General features: G+C 66.4%; 27 protein-coding genes. 9 read left to right on the top strand and 18 right to left on the bottom strand.

The window, feature by feature from the left end:
* Nucleotides 1–213 precede the first annotated feature (213 nt).
* Genes dcm through ACIBG8_RS28870 form a run of 3 tightly spaced genes read right to left on the bottom strand, consistent with a single transcriptional unit; the run spans nt 214 to nt 2638 of the window.
* On the bottom strand, nt 214–1431 hold the full coding sequence (gene dcm, locus ACIBG8_RS28860) for a DNA (cytosine-5-)-methyltransferase (protein ID WP_397346072.1): 1218 nt from the start codon (nt 1429–1431) through the stop codon (nt 214–216).
* Nucleotides 1431–2243 (bottom strand): hypothetical protein, encoded by an 813-nt coding sequence (locus ACIBG8_RS28865; RefSeq protein ID WP_397346073.1) that lies wholly within the window; start codon nt 2241–2243, stop codon nt 1431–1433. The genes dcm and ACIBG8_RS28865 overlap by 1 nt, the downstream gene beginning before the upstream one ends.
* The gene (locus ACIBG8_RS28870) at nt 2240–2638 is read right to left on the bottom strand and encodes an XF1762 family protein (protein WP_397346074.1); all 399 of its coding nucleotides are present in this window, start codon (nt 2636–2638) and stop codon (nt 2240–2242) included. Before ACIBG8_RS28870 ends, ACIBG8_RS28865 begins: the two co-directional genes overlap by 4 nt.
* 186 nt (nt 2639–2824) lie before the next feature.
* On the opposite strand from ACIBG8_RS28870, the gene ACIBG8_RS28875 reads away from it, so the two are divergent.
* From ACIBG8_RS28875 to ACIBG8_RS28915, 9 genes are all read left to right on the top strand, one after another.
* A complete protein-coding gene (locus ACIBG8_RS28875; protein ID WP_397346075.1) occupies nt 2825–4048 on the top strand; it encodes an RNA polymerase sigma factor in 1224 nt (407 codons plus the stop codon).
* Nucleotides 4049–4053: 5 nt separating this feature from the next.
* Nucleotides 4054–5562, top strand: a complete 1509-nt coding sequence (locus ACIBG8_RS28880) for a conjugal transfer protein TrbL family protein (protein ID WP_397346076.1) — start codon at nt 4054–4056, stop codon at nt 5560–5562.
* Nucleotides 5559–6497: a PrgI family protein gene (locus tag ACIBG8_RS28885; protein WP_397346077.1), complete on the top strand. Its 939-nt coding sequence runs from the start codon at nt 5559–5561 to the stop codon at nt 6495–6497. The genes ACIBG8_RS28880 and ACIBG8_RS28885 overlap by 4 nt, the downstream gene beginning before the upstream one ends.
* On the top strand, nt 6494–8257 hold the full coding sequence (locus ACIBG8_RS28890; protein ID WP_397346078.1) for a VirB4 family type IV secretion system protein: 1764 nt from the start codon (nt 6494–6496) through the stop codon (nt 8255–8257). The genes ACIBG8_RS28885 and ACIBG8_RS28890 overlap by 4 nt, the downstream gene beginning before the upstream one ends.
* Nucleotides 8257–10563 carry a type IV secretory system conjugative DNA transfer family protein gene (locus ACIBG8_RS28895; RefSeq protein ID WP_397346079.1) on the top strand — a complete coding sequence of 769 codons (2307 nt, stop codon included), beginning with the start codon at nt 8257–8259 and terminating at the stop codon, nt 10561–10563. Before ACIBG8_RS28890 ends, ACIBG8_RS28895 begins: the two co-directional genes overlap by 1 nt.
* Before the next feature lie 17 nt (nt 10564–10580).
* Complete coding sequence (locus tag ACIBG8_RS28900) at nt 10581–11432, top strand: replication-relaxation family protein (protein WP_397346080.1); 852 nt, start codon at nt 10581–10583, stop codon at nt 11430–11432.
* On the top strand, nt 11429–12655 hold the full coding sequence (locus ACIBG8_RS28905) for a C40 family peptidase (protein WP_397346081.1): 1227 nt from the start codon (nt 11429–11431) through the stop codon (nt 12653–12655). The genes ACIBG8_RS28900 and ACIBG8_RS28905 overlap by 4 nt, the downstream gene beginning before the upstream one ends.
* 19 nt (nt 12656–12674) lie before the next feature.
* Nucleotides 12675–13382, top strand: a complete 708-nt coding sequence (locus tag ACIBG8_RS28910; RefSeq protein ID WP_397346082.1) for a hypothetical protein — start codon at nt 12675–12677, stop codon at nt 13380–13382.
* 117 nt (nt 13383–13499) lie between these two features.
* Nucleotides 13500–14093, top strand: coding sequence for a prepilin peptidase (locus ACIBG8_RS28915; RefSeq protein ID WP_397346083.1), 594 nt, complete (start codon nt 13500–13502; stop codon nt 14091–14093).
* Nucleotides 14094–14142: 49 nt separating this feature from the next.
* Here the strand turns inward: ACIBG8_RS28915 and ACIBG8_RS28920 are convergent, their stop codons facing one another.
* The 15 genes from ACIBG8_RS28920 to ACIBG8_RS28990 all read right to left on the bottom strand — a co-directional run bounded on the left by ACIBG8_RS28920 (nt 14143) and on the right by ACIBG8_RS28990 (nt 26680).
* Complete coding sequence (locus ACIBG8_RS28920; RefSeq protein WP_397346084.1) at nt 14143–14658, bottom strand: hypothetical protein; 516 nt, start codon at nt 14656–14658, stop codon at nt 14143–14145.
* Between the two features lie 182 nt (nt 14659–14840).
* A complete protein-coding gene (locus ACIBG8_RS28925) occupies nt 14841–15893 on the bottom strand; it encodes a DUF4192 domain-containing protein (RefSeq protein ID WP_397346085.1) in 1053 nt (350 codons plus the stop codon).
* Nucleotides 15894–16225: 332 nt separating this feature from the next.
* Complete coding sequence (locus tag ACIBG8_RS28930; RefSeq protein ID WP_397346086.1) at nt 16226–16582, bottom strand: hypothetical protein; 357 nt, start codon at nt 16580–16582, stop codon at nt 16226–16228.
* 70 nt (nt 16583–16652) lie between these two features.
* The gene (locus ACIBG8_RS28935; RefSeq protein ID WP_397346087.1) at nt 16653–16991 is read right to left on the bottom strand and encodes a hypothetical protein; all 339 of its coding nucleotides are present in this window, start codon (nt 16989–16991) and stop codon (nt 16653–16655) included.
* Between the two features lie 390 nt (nt 16992–17381).
* Nucleotides 17382–18125, bottom strand: coding sequence for a hypothetical protein (locus ACIBG8_RS28940; RefSeq protein WP_397346088.1), 744 nt, complete (start codon nt 18123–18125; stop codon nt 17382–17384).
* Between the two features lie 455 nt (nt 18126–18580).
* The gene (locus ACIBG8_RS28945; protein ID WP_397346089.1) at nt 18581–18865 is read right to left on the bottom strand and encodes a hypothetical protein; all 285 of its coding nucleotides are present in this window, start codon (nt 18863–18865) and stop codon (nt 18581–18583) included.
* Nucleotides 18866–18942: 77 nt separating this feature from the next.
* Complete coding sequence (locus ACIBG8_RS28950; protein ID WP_397346090.1) at nt 18943–21537, bottom strand: LysM peptidoglycan-binding domain-containing protein; 2595 nt, start codon at nt 21535–21537, stop codon at nt 18943–18945.
* Complete coding sequence (locus ACIBG8_RS28955; RefSeq protein WP_397346091.1) at nt 21534–21944, bottom strand: pilus assembly protein TadG-related protein; 411 nt, start codon at nt 21942–21944, stop codon at nt 21534–21536. The genes ACIBG8_RS28950 and ACIBG8_RS28955 overlap by 4 nt, the downstream gene beginning before the upstream one ends.
* A 5-nt stretch (nt 21945–21949) precedes the next feature.
* Entirely contained in the window at nt 21950–22369 is a 420-nt protein-coding gene (locus tag ACIBG8_RS28960; protein WP_397346092.1) for a TadE/TadG family type IV pilus assembly protein, read from the bottom strand.
* Nucleotides 22366–22737 carry a TadE/TadG family type IV pilus assembly protein gene (locus ACIBG8_RS28965; protein WP_397346093.1) on the bottom strand — a complete coding sequence of 124 codons (372 nt, stop codon included), beginning with the start codon at nt 22735–22737 and terminating at the stop codon, nt 22366–22368. The genes ACIBG8_RS28960 and ACIBG8_RS28965 overlap by 4 nt, the downstream gene beginning before the upstream one ends.
* Nucleotides 22734–22922 carry a hypothetical protein gene (locus tag ACIBG8_RS28970; protein ID WP_397346094.1) on the bottom strand — a complete coding sequence of 63 codons (189 nt, stop codon included), beginning with the start codon at nt 22920–22922 and terminating at the stop codon, nt 22734–22736. Before ACIBG8_RS28970 ends, ACIBG8_RS28965 begins: the two co-directional genes overlap by 4 nt.
* A 41-nt stretch (nt 22923–22963) precedes the next feature.
* Complete coding sequence (locus ACIBG8_RS28975; protein ID WP_397346095.1) at nt 22964–23737, bottom strand: type II secretion system F family protein; 774 nt, start codon at nt 23735–23737, stop codon at nt 22964–22966.
* A gap of 83 nt (nt 23738–23820) precedes the next feature.
* Nucleotides 23821–24654: a type II secretion system F family protein gene (locus ACIBG8_RS28980; protein ID WP_397346096.1), complete on the bottom strand. Its 834-nt coding sequence runs from the start codon at nt 24652–24654 to the stop codon at nt 23821–23823.
* A complete protein-coding gene (locus ACIBG8_RS28985; RefSeq protein ID WP_397346097.1) occupies nt 24651–25970 on the bottom strand; it encodes a CpaF family protein in 1320 nt (439 codons plus the stop codon). The genes ACIBG8_RS28980 and ACIBG8_RS28985 overlap by 4 nt, the downstream gene beginning before the upstream one ends.
* Complete coding sequence (locus ACIBG8_RS28990; protein WP_397346098.1) at nt 25967–26680, bottom strand: MinD/ParA family protein; 714 nt, start codon at nt 26678–26680, stop codon at nt 25967–25969. The genes ACIBG8_RS28985 and ACIBG8_RS28990 overlap by 4 nt, the downstream gene beginning before the upstream one ends.
* Nucleotide 26681 lies beyond the last annotated feature (1 nt).

Here is a 26681-nt window from a genome sequence, read left to right on the forward strand (position 1 = left end):
CAGCAGTGAGCTGACTACCGGCACTAGTCCTCGCTCTTCTGTGTTTGGAGGTCCATGATCAATTGGAGGAGGGCGCGGCCCACGCCCGGCGGCAGCGACGATGGCAGCTCTGGAAGTTCGAGGGCCACTCGCTGATCCTGCTCGCCTTCGGCTGAGCGATCTTCCACCCGCGGAGGTCGGAAGATCACGTCGGGTACCGTTTGACTTGCTGCTTCAGCCCTCATGCGCGCCCCAGGTAGTTTCTGTGCCGTCGAAGCGGCTGGCGAGTATGTCCAGAGCGCTGACTGCCTGAAGAGGCACGACTCCGTTGCCCAGGACTCGCATCTGCGCGGTCCGTGGGATCTCGATGTCGGTGACCCAGCCGTTGGGCAGGCCCATCATCCATTCGACGAATCGGGCAGAGAGGCGTGGTTGACCTCGAGTGCCGAGTTCGGTGGGGTTGGGGACGGATCGATCGAAGACGCGCTCCCATCGGGATATGGCCGGTTCATACGGCCCCCAATCCGGGAGGCGATCCCTGGCAGCGTCGGGTGGCCGTGGGAGTCGGTCTGCCGGGCGTACCCCTTGGTTCCGTCGCTGGCCTTCGGGGTCGGTAGGAGCACTGCCGACAGCGGCGGGCGGAATCCCTGCCCCGGCCTGCGCCCGACCGTGCCGGTGTCGCTGGCTCGTGGTGTTGGAAGCAGCTTGACCGCGATCGCCAGGGGGAGGGCACGGGTCGGGCGCTGGCGGTCTCTGCGCCGCAGCCAGGAGTCCGGCGTCTCCCCATCGTTGGGGTTGCACGCTGCTGGGGTTGGGAGTAGGTGGGTGCAGGCCACGTCGGTGAGGTTCACCATGTGGCCCCTCTCCTTGCGGATCACCGGGTTCGCTGCGCCGTGATGGTCGCGGGCTGTCGGGGTGGGCAGCAAGGATGAAGAGGCGCTCGCGGCGGTGCGGGGCGCCGATGTCGCTGGCGCGTAGGCACGCCCAGACCGTGTCGTACCCGAGGGCGGCCAGGTCGCCGAGTACGCGGTCGAGACCCCGGCTGCGCAGGGCGGGGACGTTCTCCACGAAGACGAGGCTGGGTCGAAGAATGCGAAGGGCGTGAGCGATCGTGAACCACAGTCCACTGCGGGTGTCCTCCTTGAGCCCGGCGCCGCGGCCGGCGTAGCTGATGTCGGTGCAGGGGAAGCCCGCGGTGACGATGTCGACGCGCGGGACGGTGGTCCAGTCGACCTGGGTGAGGTCGCCGAGGTTCGGGACGACGGGGAAGCGTTCGGCGAGGAGTTTGGCGGCGTGCGGGTCGTTGTCGGCGCACCAGGCCAGCCGGGCTCCGTAGACCTCCATGACCGCCAGGTCCAGCCCGCCGTACCCGGTGCACATGGAGCCGATCCACGGGCCCAGGTAGGCGGGCGGGAACAGGGACAGCTTGTCCGGGGAGGCGAGGATCGGCATCACACTTCACCCGCCTCAGAGCGGCAGGACCACGGCGAGCAGCCAAGGCGCGGCTGCTGACGGTCGTCGCCGGTGAAGACGACTTCGGCCAGCGGTTTGCGCGATCGGTGCAGGTAGTAGGTGGCGTCGATCTTCCGGGCGCCGGGATAGCCGTGCCGGATGGCTTCGTCGAATGCGATCGCCTCGGCCCAGCCGTCCGGGTCGGTGTCTCGGAGATGGGCCCATTCGCGGTCTTGGTGGTAGGGGCATGCCAGGCAGGCGGAACGGGGGGTGTCTGCGAACCCCTGCGAGGTCAGGTAGGTGCGGCAGTCAGCGCGCGTCCATCCGAGTTCCAGGAGTGGGAAGACGTTGCGGAGGTATCGGACGGGGGCGTCTTTGGCGCGGTGGAACTCGTCCACGCTGATGCCGATGGCCTGCTCGGCGTAGACACTGCGGGGCACGCGTGCCGGGTGTGGGTATCCGAGGAGGCGACGCGCCTCGGCCTTGATCGGGGCGATCTTGTACTCTGACGTGCACTGCCTGCGCAGCATTCCGCGAGCGCCGTTGCGTCCGAGGACGAACAGCGGCATCGACACGAAGCGGCGCTCGATGTCGAGAGAGTCTCGGCGAAGGTCTCCCGAGGAAACGCGGCGCACTGGGATACCGGCGTCGGAGGCGAGCTTCTCCAGCCGATCGAGGTGGCCGTATACGGCCGCTGGCTCGAACTGGGTGTCTGCGAAGATCGCACAGTCGAAACGAGGGATGCGACCCTCGATGGCGAGCAGAAGGAGGGCGCTGCTCTGGACTCCCGCCCCCAGGGACAGGAACCTCATCGCTGCCCTCCGAGCGGGAGGGTGAGCTGCCACAGGACGGGGTCGACGTCTGGGACGGGCTCGAAGCCGGCGGACCGAGCGGTGGGGGCGTAGGTGATCAACCGCTGGTAGCCCATGGCCTGAGCGGCTCGCGCGGCGGCACCGAGCAAGACCCGTTCCGCCGAGGGGAGGTCACCGGCCAGGTGGGTGACCTCGACGGTGCGGCAGTCCGCCATGAACCTGTCGATCGGGTCGCTGACGATCGCGACCGCGACGAGCGTGCCGTCCTGGGTCTGCGCCCCGATCGCGAACCGCTCGGGAGTGGCGGCCGAGATCTGGTGCCGGGTCCAGGTGACAAACGCTTTGGCAGTTTGAATCGGAACCGGTACGACAGTTACTTCATTCTGATTCTCCATCGCATTGGCTGGGACACGCGTCTTCCGGATGCGTACGCCAGGAGAGGCGCTTGACCAGCACAGCAGCACACTCAGACTCAGCTCAGATTTGATTCAGAGCAGGAAATCAAAGGCAGAATTCTGAGCCAGTTCTGAGCGCTTGGTTAAACCGGATTCGAGAAACCGAACTCGACCCGGAGAAACAACATGAGCGCCGACCTCACGACCGGCTCACCCCTGGACACAGCTGAGACCGCCTTCCGGCTCCTGGTGGCCGACCCCGGCGGCATGACCCTGAACTGCGCCGGTCTCGCCCCCGACCTTCCCCAAGAACCGCTCCCGCTACTGGACCTGCGCATGCTGCTCACCAGCCGGGATGTCACCAACGACACCCGCGACGCCGTCTGGCGTGAGCTGGTCGCACGATCCCGCAGGCACGGAGCCGCCTGGACGGTCGCCGCCGTCGGCATGGCCCTCCCGGCCCTGCGGCAGATCTCCGGCGCGCTCACTCGCGACCTTCCCGCCTGCGAGGCCGAGGACGTTGACATCGAGGTCCTGACCGGCTTTCTGGACGCCCTGCAGCGGATCAAGCTCGAACTGCCCGGCATCCGACCCAGGCTCTGCGAGATCGCCCGCTGGGCCGGCGAGCGTGCCGTACGCAAGCTCGCCACCGAGACCGGCCGCCGCCTGCCGCTGAAGGAGTCAGCCGCGCCGCACCGGCCCTGGGGCCACCCGGACCTCGTCCTCCTGGACGCGGTTGCCCAGGGGGTGCTGACCGAGCTGGACGCTGAGCTGGTCGGGCTGACCCGGCTGGAGAGCCTCACCCTGAGCCAGGCCGCCGAGCGGCTGGGAATGAGCGAGGCGGCAGCGCGGAAACGGCGGCAGCGGTGCGAGCCGGTCCTGGTGGCAGCGCTGCGGCAGGGGGAAATCGAGCCGAGCCTGTCCCTGACGATCACTTCCGCACCCCCTGGAGGAGTAGAGGAGACTTCCGCGCGGAGCCAGCCCATTCCGGATGCGGCAACGGCAACCGACCCGAAGGGAGCAAGGGACAACGCCACCGGCTCCGCGCGGAACCACAACGGCAGGCATCGTCACCAGAAGCGGCATCTGATCCACATCGCCGTAGTGGCAGCACTCGTGATCATCTACGTGGCAGCGGAGGCGATCGGGGTCTTCGCTGCCACTGCGGCAGGCGGTCCTGCGGACCTCAACGCCGTCTTCGACAACCTCCGGAACTGGCTGATCGGCCTGCTTGCAGCTCTGGCCACCCTGATGCTCACCATCGGCGGCCTGCGCTACCTGGTGGCCGGAGGCGACCCAGGCGAGGTCCAGAAGGCCAAGACAGCGCTCAAGGCCGCAGCCTTCGGCTACGCCCTGGCCATCCTCGCCCCGCTGTTCGTGACGGCCCTCAAGAGCGTCGTGGGCGGGTGAATCTCATGCTTCAGCACGTACCCGTCGTGCCCACGCCGAGCCCCTCACCTTCTGACAGGCCGTTGCCGTTCCTGCCGCCGGGCGGCAGTAGCGGAGGCATCGGCGGCTGGATCGTCGGACAGATCAACGCCTGGTTCGCCGATCTGGTCAGCGCGGCAATCAAGCCGCTCCTGGACCTCCTAGACTCCACGCTCCTTGCCACCCCGGACATCTCCGAGGGCAGCCGCGTCTTCGACATCTGGAAGGCCACTGCCGTCATTGCCAACAGCGGCTTCGTCCTGCTTGCCACCGTCGGCGCCATTGCCGCGATGGGCTACGAGACCGTCCAGACCCGGTATGCCGTCAAGGAGGTCCTGCCGCGCCTGGCAGCCGCGATCCTTGCCACCAACATCAGCTTCCTCCTCTGTGGCAAGGCCATCGAGATCGCCAACGCCCTGTCCCACACCCTCCTCGGACAGGGCTTCGATCCCTCGCGAGCGTCGACCACGTTGCGCTACATGATCCTTCCCACCCAGAGCTCGCAGATCTTCTACATCCTGCTGGCCCTGGTCGCCGTGATCCTGCTCCTCCTGCTGCTGCTCACCTTCATCATGCGCGCCGCCCTCGTCCTCCTCCTGGTGGTGGCAGCGCCCCTCGCGCTGGCCTGCCACGCGCTTCCGCACACCGACGGGATCGCGCGGTTCTGGTGGAGGGCGTTCACCGGGCTGCTCGTCATCCAGGTCGCGCAATCGCTCACCCTGGTGCTCGCCGTACGCATCTTCTTCAACCAGGACGGCCGTCTCCTCACCGGAGTCGCCCCCACCGGTCAGCTCGTCAACCTGCTGCTCGCGATCTGCCTGCTGGTCATCCTGGTCCGCATCCCCACGTGGATCTCCCGGCGCATCTTCGCCGCGACCACCGGCGGCGGGACCATCACGCGGATCTTCAAGTACGCCCTGGCGTACAAGCTCACCAACCCCGTCCTCAACGCGCTCCACCTCGGGAGAGGCAAGGGCGGCGGCAGAGGGTCCACGCCCAGCAGCCTCGCCACCTCCACGCTGGTCGGCAGAGTTGTGCCCGCGGCAGCAGGACCAGCTGGAACGGTTGCCACTGCGGCCAGCGCTGCCCGCGGTGGCCCTGGTCCCGTGAAGCACGCTCCGGTGGGAGCCGTTCGCCCTGTACGTGCGGAGGATTGGCTGCCCGCGCCGGTCAAGCATGCTCCGACCGCGCCTGCCATCCAGGGCAAGTACCGGCCCGCACCCGTGCCGCCTGCTCCTGTCCCGAGAACCGCGCCCGTCTACGGCTTCCCCCGCGAGACCTACTACGCCAACGGACCTGCCGGGCTGGGCCAGATGCAAAACCTGCGCACTCAATCCCAGATCAACCCGCCACCGACTCCGCCGAGAACGGTTCGACCCATCGTGCCGCCCAATGCGCCGATCCCTGGATCTGTCGACTGGCCGGAGAACCCGGGGCGCCGACGAAATCCACCGCCACCACCACGACGCCGTCCCAAAGGAGGTAATGGCCGATGAGCTGGGTCCAGCCCGTCCGCATCCCGGCCGATGTGGATCAAGAAGACAAGATCGTCTCCGGATTCACCCTGCGACAGCTGATCATCCTGGCCGTCACGGGAGCAGGACTCTACGCCGCCTACCTCGCTGTCGGCGACCGCGTACCGCTCGCTGCCAGCGGCGCAGTCGCCTTCCCCGTCGCCGTTGCCGGGATCCTGCTCGCGATCGGCAAGCGCGATGGAGTCTCCCTCGACCGCTACCTGCTCGCCGCGCTCAACCATCAGCGCTCTCCCAAGCACCTCGTATCGGGGCACAACGACATCCCGGCCACGCCCACGTGGATGATCGCCAAACCCGGACCCAACCCCGCGCCGCTTCGCCTTCCCGCCCACGGAGTCGGCCGTGACGGGCTGATCGAGCTTGGCAACGACGGTGTGGCAGCGGTCGCCGAAGTCTCCACAGTCAGCTTCGCCCTGCGCACTCCCGACGAGCAAGACGCGCTGGTTGCGGTCTTCGGCCGCTGGCTCAACTCCCTGTCCGGCCCCGCTCAAATCCTGGTCCGAGCCGAACGAGTCGACCTGTCCGAGACCATCGCCAACCTTCAAGACGGCGCCAGCCAGCTCCCCCACCCGGCACTCACCGCAGCCGCCCACGAGCACGCCGCCTTCCTCGCCGGCATCTCGGCACGCCACGACCTTCTTCGCCGCCAGGTCCTGCTCGTCATCCGCGAACCCGTCACCGGAACCCACGGTCGCGAGGCAGCGGCGGCACGAGCCCTGCGACGCCTCGACGAGGCCGCCCGGCTCCTCAACGCCTGCGGGCTGACCGTCCGGCTGCTCGACGCATCAGCAGCTCACGCGCTGCTGACCGCCTGTTTCGATCCCACCGCGCCGCCACTGGCCTCCACCGACTTCGCCATGCCAGGCGAAGTCATCACCCGAGGGGAGAACTGGTGAACCTTCCGTCGCTCAGACGTGCGGCTGCCGCCGCCTCGGACTTCGGCCCTGACGCGGTGGAGGTCCAGCCACGGCGGCTACGCGTTGGCGACAGCCTGTGCGCCACGCTCGCCATCACCGGCTACCCCCGCGAGGTCGCGCCGGGCTGGCTGGAGCCACTTCTCACCTATCCCGGACGGCTCGACGTATCCCTCCACATCGACCCCGTCCCCTCCCTGGTGGCCTCCGACCGGTTGCGCAAGCAGCTCGCCCGTCTGGAGTCCGGCCTACGTTCCGACCAGCAGCACGGACGCCTGCTGGACCCTGGCACGGAAGCCGCCGCTGAGGACGCCCAGGACCTCGCATCCCGGCTCGCCCGCGGCCAGGCCAAGCTGTTCCGCGCCTCCATCTACCTCACCGTCCATGCCACGACGGAGGAGGAACTCGACGACGCCGTCGCCCAGGTGCGCGCCCTGGCTGCCTCGCTCCTGCTCGATGCCCGACAGGTGGCCTTCCGCCAGCTCCAGGGGTGGATCAGCAGCCTCCCGCTGGCGTACGACAACCTGGCCCAGCGCCGTACGTTCGACACTCCCGCCCTGGCGGCGGCCTTCCCCTTCACCTCGCCGGACCTGACCGCTGACCTCGGTCCCACCACCGTGCTGTACGGCGCGAACGCCGCCAGCGCCTCCCTGGTCGCCTGGGACAGATTCGCCCAGCCCAACCACAACTCGACGATCATCGCCAGCAGCGGCGCGGGCAAGTCCTACCTGGCCAAGCTCGAAGCCCTCCGGTCCCTGTACGCGGGGATAGAGGTCGCGGTCATCGATCCCGAGGACGAGTACGCCCGCCTGTGCGCGGCGGTCGGTGGCGCCTATCTTCACCTGGGAGCGCCCCAGGTCCGCCTCAATCCCTTCGACCTTCCGCCGAAGAGCCAACGAGACGGTGACCCGCTGACCCGCCGCTCGCTCTTCCTCCACACGCTGATCGCCGTGATGCTCGGCGAGCCGCTCAGCAACGCCGCCAAAGCCGCGCTCGACCGGGGCATCCTCGCCGCCTACAAAAGGGCCGGGATCACCTTCGACGCCCGTACGTGGAACAAGCGCCCGCCCCTGATGAGCGACCTGTCGGAAGCCCTCGAATCCGACCCTGATCCAAAGGCCAAGGAGCTGGCCGCCGGACTCGCGCCGTACGTCACCGGGAGCCACCGGACCCTGTTCGACGGCCACACCACCACCCGGCCGGACTCGCACCTGATCGTCTTCTCGTTGCGCGATCTTCCTGACGAGCTCAAGGCCGTCGGCACGCTCCTGACTCTGGATGCGATCTGGCGGCGGGTGTCCAGCCCCAACAACCGGCGGCCTCGCCTGGTCGTGGTGGACGAGGCCTGGCTGCTCATGAAGGACCCCGAGGGCGCCAAGTTCCTCCTGCGTATGGCCAAGGCCGCCCGCAAGCACTGGGCCGGTCTGAGCGTGATCACCCAGGACGCGGCCGACCTGCTCAGCTCCGACATCGGCCAGGCGATCATCGCCAACTCCACCACGCAGATCCTGCTCAAGCAGGCACCCCAAGCGATCGACAAGATCACCGAGGCGTTCCGGCTCTCCGACGGTGAACGGCAGCTCCTGCTGTCCGCCGAGCGAGGATTCGGACTTCTGGCAGCGAACGCCGGAGCCGCCCGGGTGGCCTTCCAGGTGCTGGCCAGCGAGCAGGAGCACCGCTTGGTCACGTCCACGCCCCAAGAGCTTCTCGCCTACGAGGACGAAGAGGAGTTCGACTACTGATGCTGTACGACTTCCTCAACGACCCGGATGCGGTTCTGTCCTGGCTACGCCTTCACGCTTGGCAACTCGGTGTGATCGCCCTCTCCGGCTACGTCATCCTGCTCGTCTGCCGATCTCTGATGACACACGCGCGCCACCACTTCCTGCTGAAGGGCGCGCGGTTCGTGGAGATCCTTGCTCCGCCCGTCGCAGATATGCCTGGAGCCGAGGCCCTGTGGGGCAACTTGATGGGGCTGCTCCGCCCGGCGTGGAAGCGCCTCCTGTTCGGCCAGCCGCATCTGGTCTTCGAGTACCTCTTCGGCTCAGACGGCGTTCACATCAGGCTCTGGGTTCCGGGCGCTGTTCCTCAGCGCCTGGTCGAGCACGCCATCGAGGCAGCGTGGCCATCGGCTCGCACAGCCATGCAATCGGCAGGTCCTCCCGTCCCTCTCGTCGGCCAGGTCACGGGTGGTCAGTTCACCCTGGCTCGCGGAGACCGCCTCCCGATCCGACACGATCAGGGCAGCGACCCTCTACGGGCGCTGATCGGCGCCGGAGTGGGCATGCCGACGTGGCAGCACGCAGCCGTACAGATCCTCGCCCGCCCGGCCACTGGCAAGCGGCTCGCCCAGCGTCCTGCGCTCATGCTGCGGGCCGTACTCGACCTCGCGGCCCCAGGCTCGGCGCCTTCTCGGCGCCGGACCGGCGACTGGGCCGAGTGGCTGGAAGAGTCCACAGAGGCCCGTGCCATCCGCGACAAGGCTGTGCGGGCGCGGTACGAGGTCGCGATCCGCTACGCCGTACAGGCCGATCCGGAGTACACCGAGGTCAAGGCACACACCAATCGTGGGCGAGCGCACGCGTTCGCGTCCGCCTTCTCCCTGTACGCCGGACACAATCGGTTGGAACGGCACCGCCTTCTTCTGCCAGCTCAACGGCTTGAATATCGACGGCTCGGCCGTGGTTTCCTGCTGTCCGTCCCGGAGCTGGCAGCTCTCGCCCATCTCCCCCTGGATGTAGCCGTCCCAGGGCTACGGCGGGCAGGCGCGAACACCGTCGCTCCATCGCCGCGGATCGCCAGCTCCGGCAAGGTGCTCGGCTTCTCCGACGCCGGTCACGCCCGCCCGGTCGCTCTACGCGTGGTGGACTCCTGCCACCACGTGCACGTCCTCGGCCCCAACGGCACGGGCAAGTCAACGTTGCTGGCGCAAATGATCCTCTCTGACATCCAGCAGGGGCGTGGGGTCGCGGTCATCGAGGCCAAGGGCGACTTGATCACCGACCTGCTCGGACTCATACCTGAGGACGCGGCCTCCAGGGTCGTCCTGATCGATCCCGACGACCAGCATCCCCGCCCCGCACTGAACGTGCTCGGCGACCGTGACCGAGAGACCGGTGTGGACAACCTCGTCGGCATCTTCCACAAGATCTACGCCGACTACTGGGGCCCGCGTACGGATGACATCCTGCGCGGCTGCGCCCTCACCCTCGCCCAGTCTCACGGCACCCTGGCCGACATCCCCGCGCTGCTGACCGATCCGGTCTTCCGGCGCGAACACATCGAACGGCTCAGCGACGGCTTTCTGCTCGGGTTCTGGCACTGGTACGAACACCTCTCCGAGCAGGCGCAGGCGCACGTCACGGCTCCAATCATGAACAAGCTGCGAGCCTTCATGCTCCGGCCGTTCGTGCGCGACGTCCTCGGTTCGGAACGTTCCACATTCGACGTCGGTGACGTGCTCGACGGCGGCATCCTGCTCGCTCGCCTTCCCAAGGGGGTTCTCGGCGACGATACCGCGCGCCTCCTGGGCTCCCTGCTCGTCGCCCAAGTCTGGCAGGCGGCCTCGCGAAGAGCACGGCTCGGGAAGGGCCGCCACCCTGCGGCGCTCTACATCGACGAGACGCAGAACTTCCTGAATCTTCCGCACGCGCTGAGCGACATGCTCGCGGAGGCTCGCGCCTACCGGCTGTCGATGGTGCTCGCCCACCAGCACCTCGCCCAGCTCCCGCGTGATCTGCGCCAGGCGATCAGCTCCGATGCGCGCAACAAGATCTACTTCTTACTCTCTCCCGAAGACGCCCGCGAGGTCGAGCGCCACTTCACCCCGTGGCTGAACACCCACGACCTGGCGAACCTCGACGCGTTCCAAGCCGCCGCACGACTGGTCGTCAGCAGTGCCGAAGCTCCGCCCTTCACCCTGCGCACCCGCCCACTTCCCGAACCTGACGTAGCTCTCGCGCAGCGCGTACGTGCCGCCGCCGCAGCGGCCTTCGGCCGTGCAGGCCCCGCCCCCGATGCCCCGCCGGAAGACGACCCCCGGCGGTAACCCCCTGGAGGAACCGCGTGAACCAGCACTACACCCCCCGCGTGCTCGCGTCGCTGGCCACCCAGCTCACCGAGCGCGATCGGCGGCTGCTGCGCCTGGTCTGGACCTACAAGGCCCTCACCAGCCAGCACCTGACGCAGCTCCTGTTCGACAACCCGATCACCGCCCGCCACCGGCTCGCCAAGCTTCACAAACTCGGCGTCGTCGACCGCTTCAGACCCAAGCCACCCGTCGGCTCAGCCCCTTGGCATTACGTCCTCGGCGAGGCAGGCGCAGCCGTACTGGCTCAGGAGAGCGGAGCTGACCCTGCCGAGTTCGGATACCGCCGCGACCGAGCCTTGGCGATCGCATACAGCCAACGGCTCGCCCACACGATCGGCGTCAACGGTGCCTTCGCGTCGCTTTCCAGCCTGGCCCGCAGGCAACCAGACTGCTCTCTGATCACGTGGTGGACCGAGGACCGATGCAAGGCCACCTGGGGCAAGTACGTCCGCCCGGACGCCTACGGCCGATGGGCCTGCGATGGCGTCACGCTGGACTTCTTCCTCGAATACGACAACGGCACCGAGACCTTCGACCGCGTGGTCAACAAGCTCGGAGGATATGCCTCACTCGCCAGATCCTCCGAGATCAACACTCCGGTCCTGTTCCTCACCCCGGACGAGCGCCGCGAGAAGAGTCTGCACACCCGGCTCCGCTTCCGCGCGATCTATCCGCTGATCCCAGTGGCAACCGCCGTCGACACCGGAAGTCCAGCGGAAGCCGTATGGCTCCCCACCAACCGGGCTGAGGGACGCCTTTCACTCGCGGACCTGGCCACGCACTGGCCGAACCTCGGTCACTCCCCCGCGAAGGAGGAGGACGCGTGATCGTGGAAGCCGGAGTTGCCAAGCTCGTCGCCGCCGGAGGCGGCCTTGTCTCCAGCGTCGTGCTCATTGCCGGCCTCGGCGGTGGTGCGCAGGTCGCCTCAGTCGCCGCCGACCAGAGCAGGCTGGCCAACGCTGTCTGCGCCTACGCCCCGAAGACGGAAGCAGCCGCTCCCTCGGCGCGACACGGCCTCACGGCGAGCCAGGTGGGACATGCGCGGACCATCGTCCAGGTCGCCATCGACCTCAAGCTTCCCCGGCGAGCTGCCGAGATCGCCATCGCAACCGCGCTGCAGGAGAGCTGGCTGAACAACGCCACAGTCGGGGATCACGGAACCAGCTTCGGGCTGTTCCAGCAGCGTCCGACGATGGGCTGGGGAACTCGCGAGCAGGTCACCACGCCTTCGTATGCTGCGAAGTCGTTCTACCAGCGCCTGATCAAGGTACAGGGTTGGGCCGACATGCCGCTCACGAAAGCTGCCGCGATCGTCCAGCGTCCCCGCTCCGACCTCCGGGGCGCCTACGCCAAGCACGAACCTCTCGCCAAGCAGATCGTGGCCTCCCTGTGGAAATCGACTGCGCCGCTACCCAAAGCCGATGAGAAGGCAGTACGGCTCAGCATCGAGACCGCCGCATCTCTGGGCATCCCCCGGCAGGCGCTCGTGGACGATATCGCTGCCAATCTGGGGCCGAAGGGTTCACGCAAGGCAGCAGAGAGCATCGTCGCAGGCCAGGCCCAGAAGTTGTGCAAGCAGCTCAAGGCCAAGCTGAGCGAGGCCACTACGGCGATCGCGGCAGGGTCCACCCGCGGCGCGCTCGCGGTTGCGGCGGCACTCACGATGCGCGGCGTGCCGTACAGCTGGGGTGGTGGGAACAAGTCCGGCCCGACGTACGGCATCGGGCGGGGAGCAAGCACGCGCGGCTTCGACTGCTCAGGCCTGGCCGAATACGCCTGGGGAAAGGCCGGCGTCTCCGTAGGCGGTCACACCTCTTCGCAGTGGACATCCGGCGTCCGCGTTCCCCGATCCCAAATCCAGCCAGGCGATCTGATCTTCTTCGCCACCAACCCCAACGATCCCGCGACCATCCATCACGTCGGCATCGCCCTGGACAGCCGTCGCATGGTCCACGCGCCGTTCACCGGCAGCAGCGTGCGTGTGGAGACCTGGGCCGACGTCCCCCGCCGGGAATCCGAATTCGCCGGAGCCATCCGCCCCCGGGGCTAGCCAACCCTTGGAGACCATCATGGAATTCCACCCTGCCTCCGACATGACGACAAGTCCGCAGGAATTTCCGTATGGTGAAAATATGTTCTTTGAACCCCCGCCAGTGCAGGAGGAATCGACTCCCCCACCCAAGCCTGGACTGCCGGTCTGGTCCGCTCCGCCAGCGGAAGAGATGGGCGCGGTGATGGTCGGCGGAATGACGCTGGCCCGCACCCCGAATGTCGCCATTACATTGCCAACGATCCATGCATTCAGCACCGGCTGCCTGATCAATGTGGACATCGTCACGAGGCGGCAGACTCTATCCACCGACGACTTCCAGGCTCTCCAGTTATCCGTGTTCCCTCATATGATCACCGGGGTTAGGGCCGATCAGCCGTTACCGGACCAGCTGCTACGGTTCGGCGTGCGCTTCGCCGACGGCGCCAAGGCCACCACCGTCGGACAACGTTTGGACAGAGCACAGCTCCCGCAGGACCCGCCACCAGGCCCGCAGCTTTCTTTGCTGCTCCCGGGCATGTCCATGCGCAGCGGTGACGAGGATGCAGGTGTCATGACCATGGGGCTGTGGCTTTGGCCCTCACCTCCCCGGGAGAGCTTTGAGCTCGCTGTGGAGTGGCCCGTCGGCGGTATCCAGCTGAGCATCGTCGAACTCGATGGCGCGGCCATCGCTGCGGCCGCCCAGCAGGCGGTCCCGTACTGGCCGGAATCCCCGCTGGGCGCGTAAAGCCCAACCACGCGCCCAGCCCCCGCGATTTCTGGCGCGTCTGTCCGAGCGAGCCGCGCAACCTCCTTCACGCGAAGGGGGTCGTCAACATCCTCTGAGCGGCCAGAATGGCGACCCATGGTCGTCTGCCTGATCGCGGCACTTCTCGGTTGCACGGTCGGAACCATGATCCGTCGAGCAGTGCGCGGGTCATGGCCTCTGACCGAGGTCTGCACGGCGCTGATCTTCGGAGCGCTGACCTGGGATCTATGGCCTTCAGCACTGCTCCTGCCCCATCTGTTCGCTGCATCATGCGGCGTGGCACTCAGTGCGATCGACTGGCGGCTTCACCGGCTACCAGACAGCCTGATTTTGCCTTCCTATCCGGTCTTGCTCCTGCTCATCGCCGTCGCCGCGCCGTTCGCTGGCGGATGGGTCGTGGTCTACGGCGCCGCGCTCGGTGCGGTGGCCGCGTTCGCCGTATACCTGACCTTCAAGGCCTTCAGTCCATCGCTTGGTGGGGGCGACGTGAAGGCCAGTGGGCTAGTCGGGATGCTCCTCGGCATGCTGGGCCCGCACACATGGCTAGCTGGCATGGCGGCTGGTCCATGCTTGGCGGGTGTCTACGCACTCTGCCTTCTGGCCACCCGCCGTGGGCGGCTGAGCGACCCCTTGCCTTTCGGGCCCTTCCTTTTCGCGGGTGGGCTCGTCGGGATACTCATCTCGCCGTAGGCTTGAGCATGACCGCTCAGCCTTTCTTCGCTCGGAAAGTTGATGCTGGTCAGAGGGCCGATTCCTCCGGGGGTCGGCCCTCATCGTCTGCCAGGAACACCTGTAGGAACGCGTAGCCGGGCATGGTCGCTCGTGGCCGGATGTCGACCTCGAATACCTCCGGATCCTCGAAGACCGGCTCTCCGTTTGGCCGCCTGGCGTAGGCGACTCGCCCGTAATCGATTCCGTCAACCTGGTCGAAGGTCATCCAGGTGATGGCTTCCTGCTCGCCTTCGCGCAGTGGATGGTTCGACACAGCACGCATGGCTACGGTGCTGGGTGGCTTGAAGATCCAAACCTGTGGAACGGCCAGCACCCAGCGCGCCGCTTGGATTTCTCGGGCCTTCCGCGCCGCGCGTTCCTCGAATCCGGCAGCAGCCGCCTGATCACGAACGTAGTCGTAATCGCTCAGGAGCAGCTTGCGCGCCCCTTCCACAGCGACGATCGCGGGGCAGTCCCTGGCGACGATGCTCTTCTCCAGGCGTCTGATCACGTCGAAGAGCAAATCCGTCGTTGCCTCGTTCATCCGCCCCTCCTTCCGTACGTCATGCTCCCGTGAATGCATGCCGCCGGACTACCGATCGCGGAGGGTCATCTCCCCGTAGCAAGCTCCTAACGGGCTTGGGGCATCCCCCGCTGTGACGCACACCATGTGCCCGGTCACGCCAACAACGTGGGCGGACCGGGCAATGGTTGAACTGATCAAGGTCACCAACCTTCGGGGAGTGTGGGTGCCGCAAGGTGCGGATAATGATCGACGGATCGCAGGATGGCGTCGCCCATGTTGGCGCAGTCCATTCCGCCCGCTGCAGACGGTGGAACTCCCCAGTCCAGCGCCTCGCGAGTGAGCAGAGCGAGCCGGTATCGGGGATCAGCGGCCAGCGACCGCTCCACAGCGATTCGGGCGAGAGCGCCATTGCCGCTGCGGAAAGCCACGAAGGCCAGCAGCGCTGCTGGTGCGGCGACGAATGCCGGATCCACTCGCCGTACGAGATCCGTCCACAGGCGAATGTGTGTGTCATCGTCGTAGCGCTCGATGTAAGTCATCGCGCCGTCCCTGACGAACAGGGCGGTAAGGAGAACTCCCAGCCACGCCAGCTGATCGGCGGGGATCGTCCGACCTTCTGCAACCGCGCGTAGAGCATCGTCAACCCTGTCCAACCCCTCCTGGTACCAGTACCGGGCGATGGCAGTCTCGACCAGCGACCGCGCGTGATCGCACTGGGTCCTGGTGGCGAGGGTGATCTCCTCCCGTTCCTGTCCTGTCACCGGATCGAGCATGCTCACGAAGGCGGCGCGATCCGGCCGCGCGACCAGTCCAGCGACGACGGCCAGACTCGCCGCACAACACTCGGAGACGTTGTACGGCACGCCGTCCGGAGAGCAGCACCCGGGATCGGAGCAGCCATAGGACCAGTACCGATTGTCCTCGGCCCTCAGCGCGTCCATGAGATCGATACCGGCCGTGGCCAGCATGTCCGTTGCGGCGTCGATCACTGGAGTGACCCTAGAGCCAGGACCGTAACCGACCAGCAGGGCACGCTCACACCCGTTGCGAGCGAGCATTCCGGTCATCTGGCTGACCAATTCACGAGCTTCCGCCGAGTCGTCCGGGAGATCGAAGCGGAGCATGAAGAGCAGCTTCTCTTCAATCCGCCCGAAGGCGGCGGCGACGATGCTGGCTTCGGGGTGATAGCCCAGTACGTAGGGGACGATTGCCAGGAACTCGGACGGGTGGCTGATCCTGATGGTTTCGGACATGGCGAACCTCCTGTTGGTGGAAAAGGAACGCGCCGTACGGCGGGAGCGGTCCGTACGGCGCGCGGCTGGGTGGAGCGGTCAGAGCGGACCTACCGCACAGCGGACAGTGCCGTGCTTGGTGGTCGAAATGAGGCGAGCCAGTGATAGAGCGACAGTGCTCACGCCATCTGAGCTGACTCCGAGGTGAGGAAGGGCAGTGCGGTCCGGGCGGCCTTGACCAGCGCTCCAGTGGTCACAAGCGCGTCAACAGCGGAGGCATGATCGGCATCGATCGGCCTGGTGGGCATCAGGGTCGGACTGATGATCCATCCAACGGGCAGGACGAGAACTCGTCAGCGCTCCAAGTGGTGGTGACGGATGGTGGTGCTGGTGGTGTGTAGCTCAATGTGGCGGAAGCCGAGGAGATCCACGTAGCAACGGGCGCAGCGGATCAACCGCATCCGGTGCCCGGACCAGCGGTTGGTGTGGGTGGCGTCCGTCCACAGGTGGGTGTCATACGAGCATCCCAAGCACGTGACCACGTCAGCGCCACTCGGCAACGGGGTCAGCCAGTGCGTGGCCGTGTACTCGCGTTCTGCACTCGGGTCTGCCGCTGAAACCAGCGTCACCGTGTCGTCGTGTCCATCGCGGATCGCCAAGATACGCATCACGCGTCCGCCACCGGCGACGGTCAGATCCCCGACGTTCATGATCGTCCTCCTCCTCGCTCTGCGTTGGGCGCGTGCCGGAAGACGCGCGACATCCCGGCACGCTGTGGGACTACAGCCGTACGGCTTGCACCGAAGCCTGATAGCGCTGGCCACCAGCCTGGATCTTGCCGTCGGTCCGGAATCCGGTCCGCCCTGTGCTGAACCGGCGAGCCTGGAGCCCGTCCACCACCAGGGCCGTAAGGGCGGCGGCGATCTCGTCGCACGTCGCGTCCACGGTAAGGTTCGGGTTGCTCTTGGAACCGATCAAGATCGCCTGACATTGTGCTTGGTACCTCATGCCCTCGGCGACGATCTTTCCTGAGCCGTGGAATCCCCTGGATCCAGTGCTGAACTGCATGGGGGCCAGCTCTGACTTGATGAGATGGGTCAACGCCTGACTGACGTCCATGTGGACTCCCTGTGTGCGGCGTGCTCCCGATCCGGTGTCGGGACCACGTGTACGGCGCGCGTCGCGATCGCCGCTCACGGGTTCAATCAGCCGTTGCCGTATGTGAATCGCCACCGCCGCATGACGCGTTCGGCGCTCAGGCGAATCGGAGAGCTGTAGTACGGCGCTTCAGCGCCGCGTTTCACTCTCATACCTAAATACGGTCGCCGGAACGACTCAACCGTCCGCGATTTCGCAATTTCTCAACGGTCTTCGTTCGGCGTTCGTGCTGTTCAGAGCACGACTTGCACTTACCTAAATACGGCCCTCAGAGCAGCCCAACCGTCCACCCATTCACACAGAAAGAAGGCCCGAGAATGGTTCTCTCGGGCCCTCTTATCCGCGCTGGGTTCAGCCGTCTACGGGTTCCGAACTCCCGAAGACAAGCGCGTCCCTGGCTTCATCAAGACGCGCTGACAGCTCACGCATCTCGACCCGCGCGGCGTCACGCACGCGGATCACGTTCCGGCGAGAGCCGTATGCCCCACCGTACCGCTCCTGAGCGATGCGGCTCATGATCCCCGCGCGCCCGACGTCGTCCGCCTTCGCGCCCATGTCCAGCGCGTCAGCGATCGTCGGGAACTCCTGACCATCGCCGAACGCCTCACGGAAGACCGTCGCGCTGTACTGAGCAGCACTGAACGCCACAGCCGCGCGGGTGACGCTCTCCGCATGGGGAAGCCCGCGCATGAGCTGAGCGTGCGGCGTAGCGGTGATCTCGTCCGGGGGGACGTCCATCCTGTAGCCGTTGCGCGCGGCGGCGTCACGTACCGCCCAGCGCTTGAGAGTGGTCCGCGTGATGATCATCTCGCCACCGTCACGGCGGACGTAGATCCACGCCTGAGCGTCCGGTGTGCTTTCCGGCGCGATCTTGCATCGCGCCGTGATGTCGCTCAGGCGCTGGGCGAACATGAGCACCGCATCCTGCGTCACGTCGTCTGAGACGTCGTCCGTGCCGTACGGGGCGTGTCCGCCCTTGACGACGGTGGCGCTCCCGTCCATGCGCTTACGTGACCGCGTGGCGTCAACTGTCCGGCAGTATCCGCGCGCAAGCTTACGGATCTCCGTCCAGTCGTCCGGCGTCACGCGCGCCATGTCGTCTGCTGCGAGTTTCGCTCCCGGAACATTCGCGGGAACGTACTTGCCGAATGAACACTTCGACATTACCGCTCTCCGATCTCTCGCGACTTGCGCCGCACCTTTCTTTGCTCAATTCAATTGAATCGCAATTGAGAGATCGAATCAATGCTTCTGTGTGATGTTTTACCAGGTCAGATAGGCATTCAATCACACAGACAAAAGGTGGCCGGCATGCATTCATGGCGAATAAATTAAATAGTCGAGAGGTGTTATGTGAATTGATAATGGTGGGTGGATATATGTTACTGGCCGAGTGGCCTCTGCGTTCTGGCGCTTTGAGGGTGGCTTACGCCTGCCAGTTGTGTCGGCGAGCTGCCGGGGGTACGTGCCGTTGGCCTGGGTATGGAGAGCTCGCGGTGTGGCCGCTCTCAGGTTGCCTACCAGTTGCCTACGAGAGGCTGTCTCAGCGGTCAGACCGCTCTGCCCTTCAACAGCAGAGCCCAGAGTTGCTCCGCCTCAGGCACCCGCATCCAGTCCGTCTCCTGAACCACGGTTTTGCCGGGACGCCTGATGATGCGGCGCACGAATCCCAGACCGGCCGCACGGCAGAGCTCGAAGTGCACGGGTAGGCATTCGCAGGTGTGCCGTGACACCCTGACCCGCTGGCAGCGCGCGATGGGCTCGAACCAATTGACACGCACCGGCATGTCGGGCTCGGCGATGTGCGGCCCGTGAAACTCAGTATCGACGTTCACCGTCGCCTCCTGCTAGCTGCCGAGACCACTCTCAGTAGATGGCAGGACAGATGGACAGCGGAGGGTGACAGCGACGGTCAGAGCCGGACAGCCAAGCTCTGGCGAAGCAGATCCAAGACCGCCTGCGTGTCCTCCAGCGGAGCTGCTCCGATGGCCTTCAGGCTGCTCACGAGTTGCCGAGCTCGCAGCCTGGCCTCGTCTCGACGACCCAGGTTGAGGAGAAGGCGGATCGCCGCAGCCGCCGCCGTCTCCGCGTCCGGGTCCAGCTCGCTGGCCTGCTCGAAGACCTCAAGCGCTCGTTCCGCCCGGCCCTCCGCATCGTGGATTCCGCCGAGCTGGAGCAGAGCCTTGACGCAGGCTACGGTGAGCGGCCAGCGGTGATCCTGATCGATCCAGCCGTACTTGAGCCCCTTGGCGAGGGGCCCTCGGCAGATTGCGGCCACGCTGTCGAGGGCCACCATCCGCTCTTCCACGCTCCTCGAGCTCCTCGCGGCGGCGAGGCTTCGGTGGAGGGTCCAGTAGTCGACGCTGACGTGACGAGCTTCGATTCGATACGTCCTGCCGCTTACCTCTACAAAGGCAGCGTCCTTGTCCTCCATGCCAGTGGCCGTGCGCAGGACCAAGCGGAGCTCCTTGAGGGCCGCATGGAAGCGCTGCCCGACGTGCGGCTCGTCCACGTCCGGCCACATGAGCGCGCAGCACTCCTCACGGTCCAGCCCCTTCGGATGGAGGGCCAGGAGAACGAAGAGCTCCATCGCTCTGGTCTTGCGTGTCAGGTCGATCTCCTGCCCGTCGACTTCGACGACGGGCGGCCCGACGATGCCCAGCCGTACCCGAGGCTCGTCTGGATTCGGCTCTGGCATCTCTGGGTCGACGTCACGTTCATCCGGCTCCTCGACGTAGCCGTTCGCGCACGCGAGTTTGTGCACGAGTACTTCGGCTAGCTCCGGCCTCAGCCTCAGCATTGAGGCACCCACGAGCTGAGGAGCCAGTGGCCCGGTTACTTCTGTCACCCGAGATCCAGCGCCGACCGAGCACGTGGTGCCCGCCACCCACTCCCCGAGGAGAAGCGCTCCGATCCCAAACTGGGGCGCCCATCCCATCAGCGTCCCGAGATAGGAGTGGTCCCGTTCGTCCAGACTCGCGACCAGGATCAACGCAGGCAACGGCTGTTCTGGCGCCTGATCTCGCAGTTCCGGGATGTCATCGGCGTCGCTGTCTCGAAGCATTCTCCGACGGGCCATGAACTGTTCTTCGAGTAGGTCGACCGCGGCATCCAGCGACGGCACCAGCTTCAGACCTGGCAAATGATCTAGCCGGTCCAACACACCGCCGCCGAGCAGGCTGACAGCGTCTGCGCGAGGAACGAGAAGCTGGACGCGCTGCTGGTCCGCCTGAGTGAGCAGCTCGACCAGCGCCGCCCTAGCCGTGGCATCGGCGCCCGAGCCAGTGAGCCCTAGGCTCAGCCCCGACAACTCCAGCGCCACTCCGACCCCGATCGGCAGTGAAACCGGGGTCTGAGTCGATACCGACGACTTCACCACCTCGTAGTCGTCCAACGGTTCCGGTGCGGCTTGCCTGTGCACCTGCTCCAGCATTTGTACGGAGGGCTCTTCTGGCTCGGGCAGAGCGAATCCCACAGGCTCCGCCGGAGAGGGGATCCGCCGACGGCGGCGCATGTAGAGGCGGGCTGATGCCAAGGCCACCGCGATCCCCGCGGCGAAGGAGATGGCAACGATGCTTCCATCAGGCAGTTCGACTGTCTGCGGAGGCTCAGCCGATTCTTCCGCTGGCGGAGGAGTATCCGGCGTGGCTGAAGCTGTGGCCCCCTCTGGAAGGATCAGCCGCCATCCTGGCCTGATCTCGTCCGGGTCAACCAGTCTCTGGCCGTCGGGCTGAACACGCCCCCTGTTCAGCTTGAAGATCTCCTTGGACCGCTTGCCTTCTCCGAGGTGTCGATCAGCGATCTCCCAGAGCGTCTCGCCCGCCTCTACCGTGTGCACTCGTCCAGTGAGCGTGCGCTTCTCGTCCAGGCCGGTCGCGTCCGTGGGCATGCGCAATACCCAACCGGGGCACAGCCAATCGCTGTCCTTGAATACCTGCCCATCGCGCATGGCACGGCCCGCGTTGAGTTGAGCGATCTCCCCGTACCTGTTCGAGTCTCCGAGATGGCGGCCGGCGATGTCCCAGAGCGTGTCACGCGGCTTCACGAGGTACGTCTTGAACGCGGCAGACACCTCCACCATCTGGGGCTCTGCCACCGCTACCGGGTCAGGGAGAGTCGCGGGGACGACAGCCACAGTCGCCGCCGGGATGGCGCCCCTGGCCGCAGCGACTGGAGTCGTGGTCGCCACCGTGATCGTGGTGATGAGATGCGCAGCGAGTCTCTGGAAGGGCGTGCGCACACGGCTTCGGCTCGCCCGCAGGGCTGTCACCAGCTCCACGAGGACCGACCAGGCGAACACTGCCCAGCAAGCCCACACAACGAGAAGCAGGAGGGGCTTCAACACGTGTGGCTCAGCCGGTGCGACCAGCTCGTCCAGCCTGGGCAGGTGCAGTGGCCAGAAGAAGGCCAGAAGCACCGCAGGGATCCCCGCCGTCAGCGCCAGCAGCACCAACGCCGCGAAGGCCCGACTCAGGAAGGGGTGGCGCAAGCCGTACGTCGTCATCATCGTCCTTGATCGACCCCTTGAAGCATCTGCGCCGAAGCGCGGGCTGTCGCTTCCACGCTCGTCACGCCGATCAGTGAAAGCAGAACCGTCTTCTTGGTGACCGACGCGGTGACCTCGATCGTGCGCTCGCCGGTCATGGCGGCGCTTCCCGGATGGCCAGAAGTTCCGAGGTAGGCCCGCGCAGCAGCGAGCGCCTTCGCCGTGTCGATCTCGAACCGCCCGCCTTGGGCGTAAACCCGATCCACGTCCACCTGCCCGGCGCCCGCGCGAGCGGCTTCCTCGGCCACCGCGTATGCCTCCCGATACGCCTGGAGCTTCGCGCCGCCATCGATGACCAGCCCTGCGCAGAGAAGCAGCGCGAGTACGAACACCATGACGAACCCCGTCACCGACCCCCGGTCATCCATCGTCCTCACCTGCTTCTGGCGCGGAAAGGATCAAGTGGGCTGGAAAAGGTGCTGCTCAGGCGCTTGGAACCTGGAATTCCCGGCAACGAGAGGTCACTCAAAAGCACCTCGCACTCGACGGTCGCGGTGACAATCGCCGGAACCCCCACCGGCTTGGCGAACTCATGAGTGTCCACCGTCACAGATGGCGAGCAGTTCAGCCCCTCTTGAGCGAGTGCCTCTTGAGCGCTCGACAAGGCGGCCGAGCGCGCCGTGCTCGGATCCCGGGCAATGGACGCTTGCCGGGCCGCGTCCCTTGCGGCTGCCTCGATGGAACCTGTAGCAATGGCAACCCGACCCACCGCGATAGCGAAAATGAGCATGGCGATGAGCGCGGGCGAGACGATCGCCAGCTCCAGCGCCAGTGAGCCTCGATCATTCTTCATCCGCTGGTCCATTTCTCGATCGGCGCTCGCGCCACCTGCTCCACTTTGAGCGTGAGGAGAGGAACCAGGCTGATCGCCTCTCCCCTGACCTCGACTTCGAACGTGTCCCCTGTACGGCTGACGCTGACGGACGGGCCCAGGAGGAACGACGAACCAACCTGGCTGATCACCCGCTGCGCGGCCCCCTGCCCAGCACCCGTGCTTGATCCGTGCGCCCTCCCCACCCGAAGCCCTTCCTGAGCGGCGGACAACGCGATGTTCCGGGCATGGAAGTAGAGCGCGGTGTTCACGACAAGCAGGATCAGCAGCAGGGCGACCGGGTAGACGACCGCAGCTTCCAGCGGTGCGGAACCTCGGTCGTTCCTCACGAGCCGATCTTGTCCAGGTTCGAGTTGACCACCTCGGTGATCTTCGCGACGACCGCCACAGCGAGCAGGAAGACCGCGGCGGCGATGACCACCCACGCGATGAGCTGATCCCCCTGCTCCGGGTCCTGACCACGCCGATGGGACAGGTCGTCGCACCAGCGGAAGAGCGGGATGTGTCTACTCATCCAATCGCTGGTCGCGAGCATGGCTCGGTAGATGGGCATGATCAACCTCCGGTCATCCGGGCGAACGCCGGGTACCCGAGCAGCAGCAGGAACCCGATTGCGGACAGGGCCATGGGAACGGTCATGGTCTCGGTGCGGGACTTGGCCTTGGCGATCTGGCGGGAGAGCTCGACCTCGCGCAGCGACTGGGCCTTGGCGGTGAGCGTGTCGAGGATGCTTGCTCCCCGGGTGCCTGCATGGGCAGCGATGGCCGACAGCTCTTCCAGCTCCGGGACATCAATTTCTTTGGAGAGCGCCGTCAGCTCATCCCAGGCACTCCCACCTCCACGGCGAGCTGGGTCGAGCGCCGCTGCCAGCCGGGCGAAGGTCCAGCCGTGACCTACTTTGGCGGCCGACTCCAAAGCTTCAGCCGGTCCACATCCCGCGGCGCGAGCGAGGGCCACCAGGTCCAGGTAGGCGATGAGGGCATGCAGGAACGCGGCGCGGCCGTCTGCGGCCTCCCGGCGGACGGACACGTTGGGCGCGAAGAACACCACTCCAGCGAAGGCCGCGCACGCTCCCCAGGTGACCATCCAGGGCAGTGTCACCCCCAGCAGCGTGCACCAACCCCACATCACGAACGGCCCGGCCAGCGCCAGGGCAATGACCATGCCCTTCTGCACGAGGTAGTCGGTGCTGTCTTTACCGAGCAGAGCAAGGTCGGTGCGAGGCACCCGAGTGCCGAAGGCCAGCCGTACCGAGACTCGCCTCTTCCAGTCACCGCCCGGTGCGGTGCGGATCGCACCGGGGCGCAGGCGTTCCAGTGCTGGTGCCAACGCCGGAGGAGCCGGGAAGAAGGCCGCAACGGCGAGGAAGAGACCAAGGCCAAGCAGCGCGCCCGATGTAAGTACGAGGCCAATCACGGGCGCCCCTTGGTGGTGTTGAGGAATCTGTGCCCCTTCGGCGGGCGAGCCAGCTGGTGCAGCCAAGCGAACGTCCCCGCGTAAAGCAGGACGATTACGCCAAGCACCACCTGGCCGCCGAGCGTGCCGAACGGAGCCACGTACGCGCGGTTGACCAGGGCGAAAAGCGTGTATCCGAGGAGCGCGCCGATCACCCAGCGAGCGGTCGTGCGGTGACTGGCTCGCTCAGCGTCGATCTCTCGCCGGGCGGCGACGTCCTTGGCAACCGTCCGCGCGAGGCCCCGCAGAACCTCGCGCAGTCCCTTCGCACGGGCGTGGCAGGCGAGGATCAGCGCGGCGGCGATGATGTCGCCGGTCGGGTCATCGAGATCGTCAGCGAAGGCGCGCAGTGCCTGCTCGGTGGGGGTACGGAATGCCAGGCGGCGGGCGAGAGCCTGAACCTCGGTGGCGATCGGCGCAGGCGGGTTCTTGGCGCTGGACTGCAACGCTTCCTCGATGCCAACACTGCCTCCGAGGGCGTCGGCGAGGTGTCGTGTCCAGGACTCAAGCGCTTCCAGCCGGGCGACACGCTGGGCGTTGTCCCTGCCCGTGAGGATCCGTGGCAGGGCAATGACAGCGGCAGCGGCGCCGAGTGCAGCGACCGGCCAGCCGGTCAACCACCAAACGACGGCGAAGGTCAGTACGGCGATCGCGATGGGCACCATCGCGACCTTGGGCAACGCACGCTGAGGGCGGGCAGGCCTTACGGCAGGCGGCCGAAATGCCGCGACGGCAAGCAATGGGCCTGCGACGAGAAGAACGCCGGAGAGCGCGGCCAGCGACTGAGTCATACACGGCCTCCCATCCATGCTCGTGGGACGAAGGCATCCGGATCGAACCCCGCTGAGATCAGGTCATTCATGCACTGCGGGATCGTGTTGGGTACGGCGCGGCCGTCGGGTCCGGGGATGTAGACGCGGTTGACGGCTGGTTCGATGGAGTCGCCCGGAGGCAGGACCTCGTATACCTCGCGGACGTATCGGCGGTTGACCAGGTCGTCCAGATCGTGGCTGACGTCGTGGCCGAGGTGGATCACGAAGTCGACGGCCATCCCGATGGTACGGAAGAGCGTTTCGGGTGCCATGTTCAGCCCACCTGAGCCCGCCAGGATGAGCATGCGTTGGAACACCTGCTCGGCAGAATCGGCGTGCATCGTGCAGATGGAGCCGTTCCCGCCGGTGTTCATGGCGGCGAGCATGGAGATCAGCTCATCGCCACGCACTTCGCCGACGATGATCCTTCGGCAGTTGAACCGCAGGCCGTCCTGGATGAGTTGTCCTACGCTGACGGCGCCAAGGCCCTCGCTGTTGCCCTCGCGTGCCTCCATGGCGAGCACGTCGCGATGGCGTTCCGGCTGCTCGTGCAGAAAGAGCTCATACTCCTTCTCGACGGTGGCGATGCGTTCGTCAGGGGTGATCGCACTGCACAACGCGCGGGCAAAGGTGGTCTTGCCGTCGCCCATCCCGCCAGTGATCACGATGTCCTTGCGGGCACGGACGGCGGCTAGGAGGAAGTCCCGTAGCCCCCTGTCGATGGTTCCGCTCTGCACCATCCAGTCCATGTCCACGTCCAGCATGTGCTGGAGCCGGAAGGAAAGGCTGGGCCAGGGGGTCACGTCGATGAGCGCGGCCATGCGCATCCGGGTGGGTGCCCGGACCGACAGATGGACGCGAGGGTTGGCGATCGAGAAGTCGCGTGCGGTCTGGCCGTCATAGGCGGCCCAGCGCTGGATCTTCTCGACGAGCTCCTCGTTACTCTCCGCGATCGGTGGGCCGCTCTCCTTGCGTCCGTCGCTGTAGGTGATCCAGACCTGGTCGTATCCGTTGACGTCGATGTTCTCGACCGTCGGGTCCTCGATGAAGGGCTGGAGCGTGCCGTACAGGAAGATCTCGTCGTAGATGGCCTTGCAGAGCAGGCGTTCGCCGGCCAGGTCGGGGACGTCCAGGCCGTTCAGCGCGCGGGCGTCCACGTACTCCCGGACGTGGTCCGCGATCACGGATTGGGTGTAGGCGCGCGTGGCTTCCTCGGACACCGTCATGGCTCGTTTGGTCGACTCGGTGACCTTGCGGAGGATCTCGCGCTTGGCCTCGTTCTGGTCGTAGTTCACGGAGCCATGACCTCCTCTCGGACGGCTTGCGCCAAGAGGTTCTGAGCGAGGTGATGAGCCCCACGGACCAGGAGCGATCTGGGAACGTAGCGATCGTTTCCGGCACCGTGCGTAAGAACGCTCGCGGCCCGGGAGTCATGGGGCAGGTGATCGACGACTTCAGCGCTGAGCGTCCGGGCCACTTCCTTGCGCGTGTACGGGCCTTTCCCCGTGAGCAGGATCTGCGGCTCCCTGCCGAGGTTCTTGAGCTCCTGAAGCCTGGGCGCCGCGGCCGACAGATGAACCAGCGTCGGTCTGACGACCATCAGCACCTGGTCGGCGCGGATCAGCATCGGAAGCGGCGTATCGGAGCCGCCGATCCGGCCGAGGTCCACGATGACGGTGTACGGCAGAGCCGCGAAGGTCTCCGTGATCGTCGCCCATAGCGGCTGGAGTGAGGCCGCCTGAGCCGGCTCAGCCAGGCCGGGCAGCAGGTTGCCGTATGTCTGGTCATTCAGGGACTTTGCGGGGTCGGCGCCGCGACGGAGCTGGACGGCCCATTCGGCGAGCCCGCGTTCCCGGGGGTGGCCGACGAGGTAGCCGGAAAGCAGGGTTCCGCCAGCGGGATCACACTCGGCGAAGAGCACCTCGTTGGGCCACGCGAGAGTCAGCGCGAGCCCGGCCGTTGTCGCGCCTGGACTGTGCCCACCCGAGCAGAGAGCGATCAGCATG

This window comes from Nonomuraea sp. NPDC050556, assembly GCF_044457355.1.
In the GTDB taxonomy this organism is placed as follows: domain Bacteria; phylum Actinomycetota; class Actinomycetes; order Streptosporangiales; family Streptosporangiaceae; genus Nonomuraea.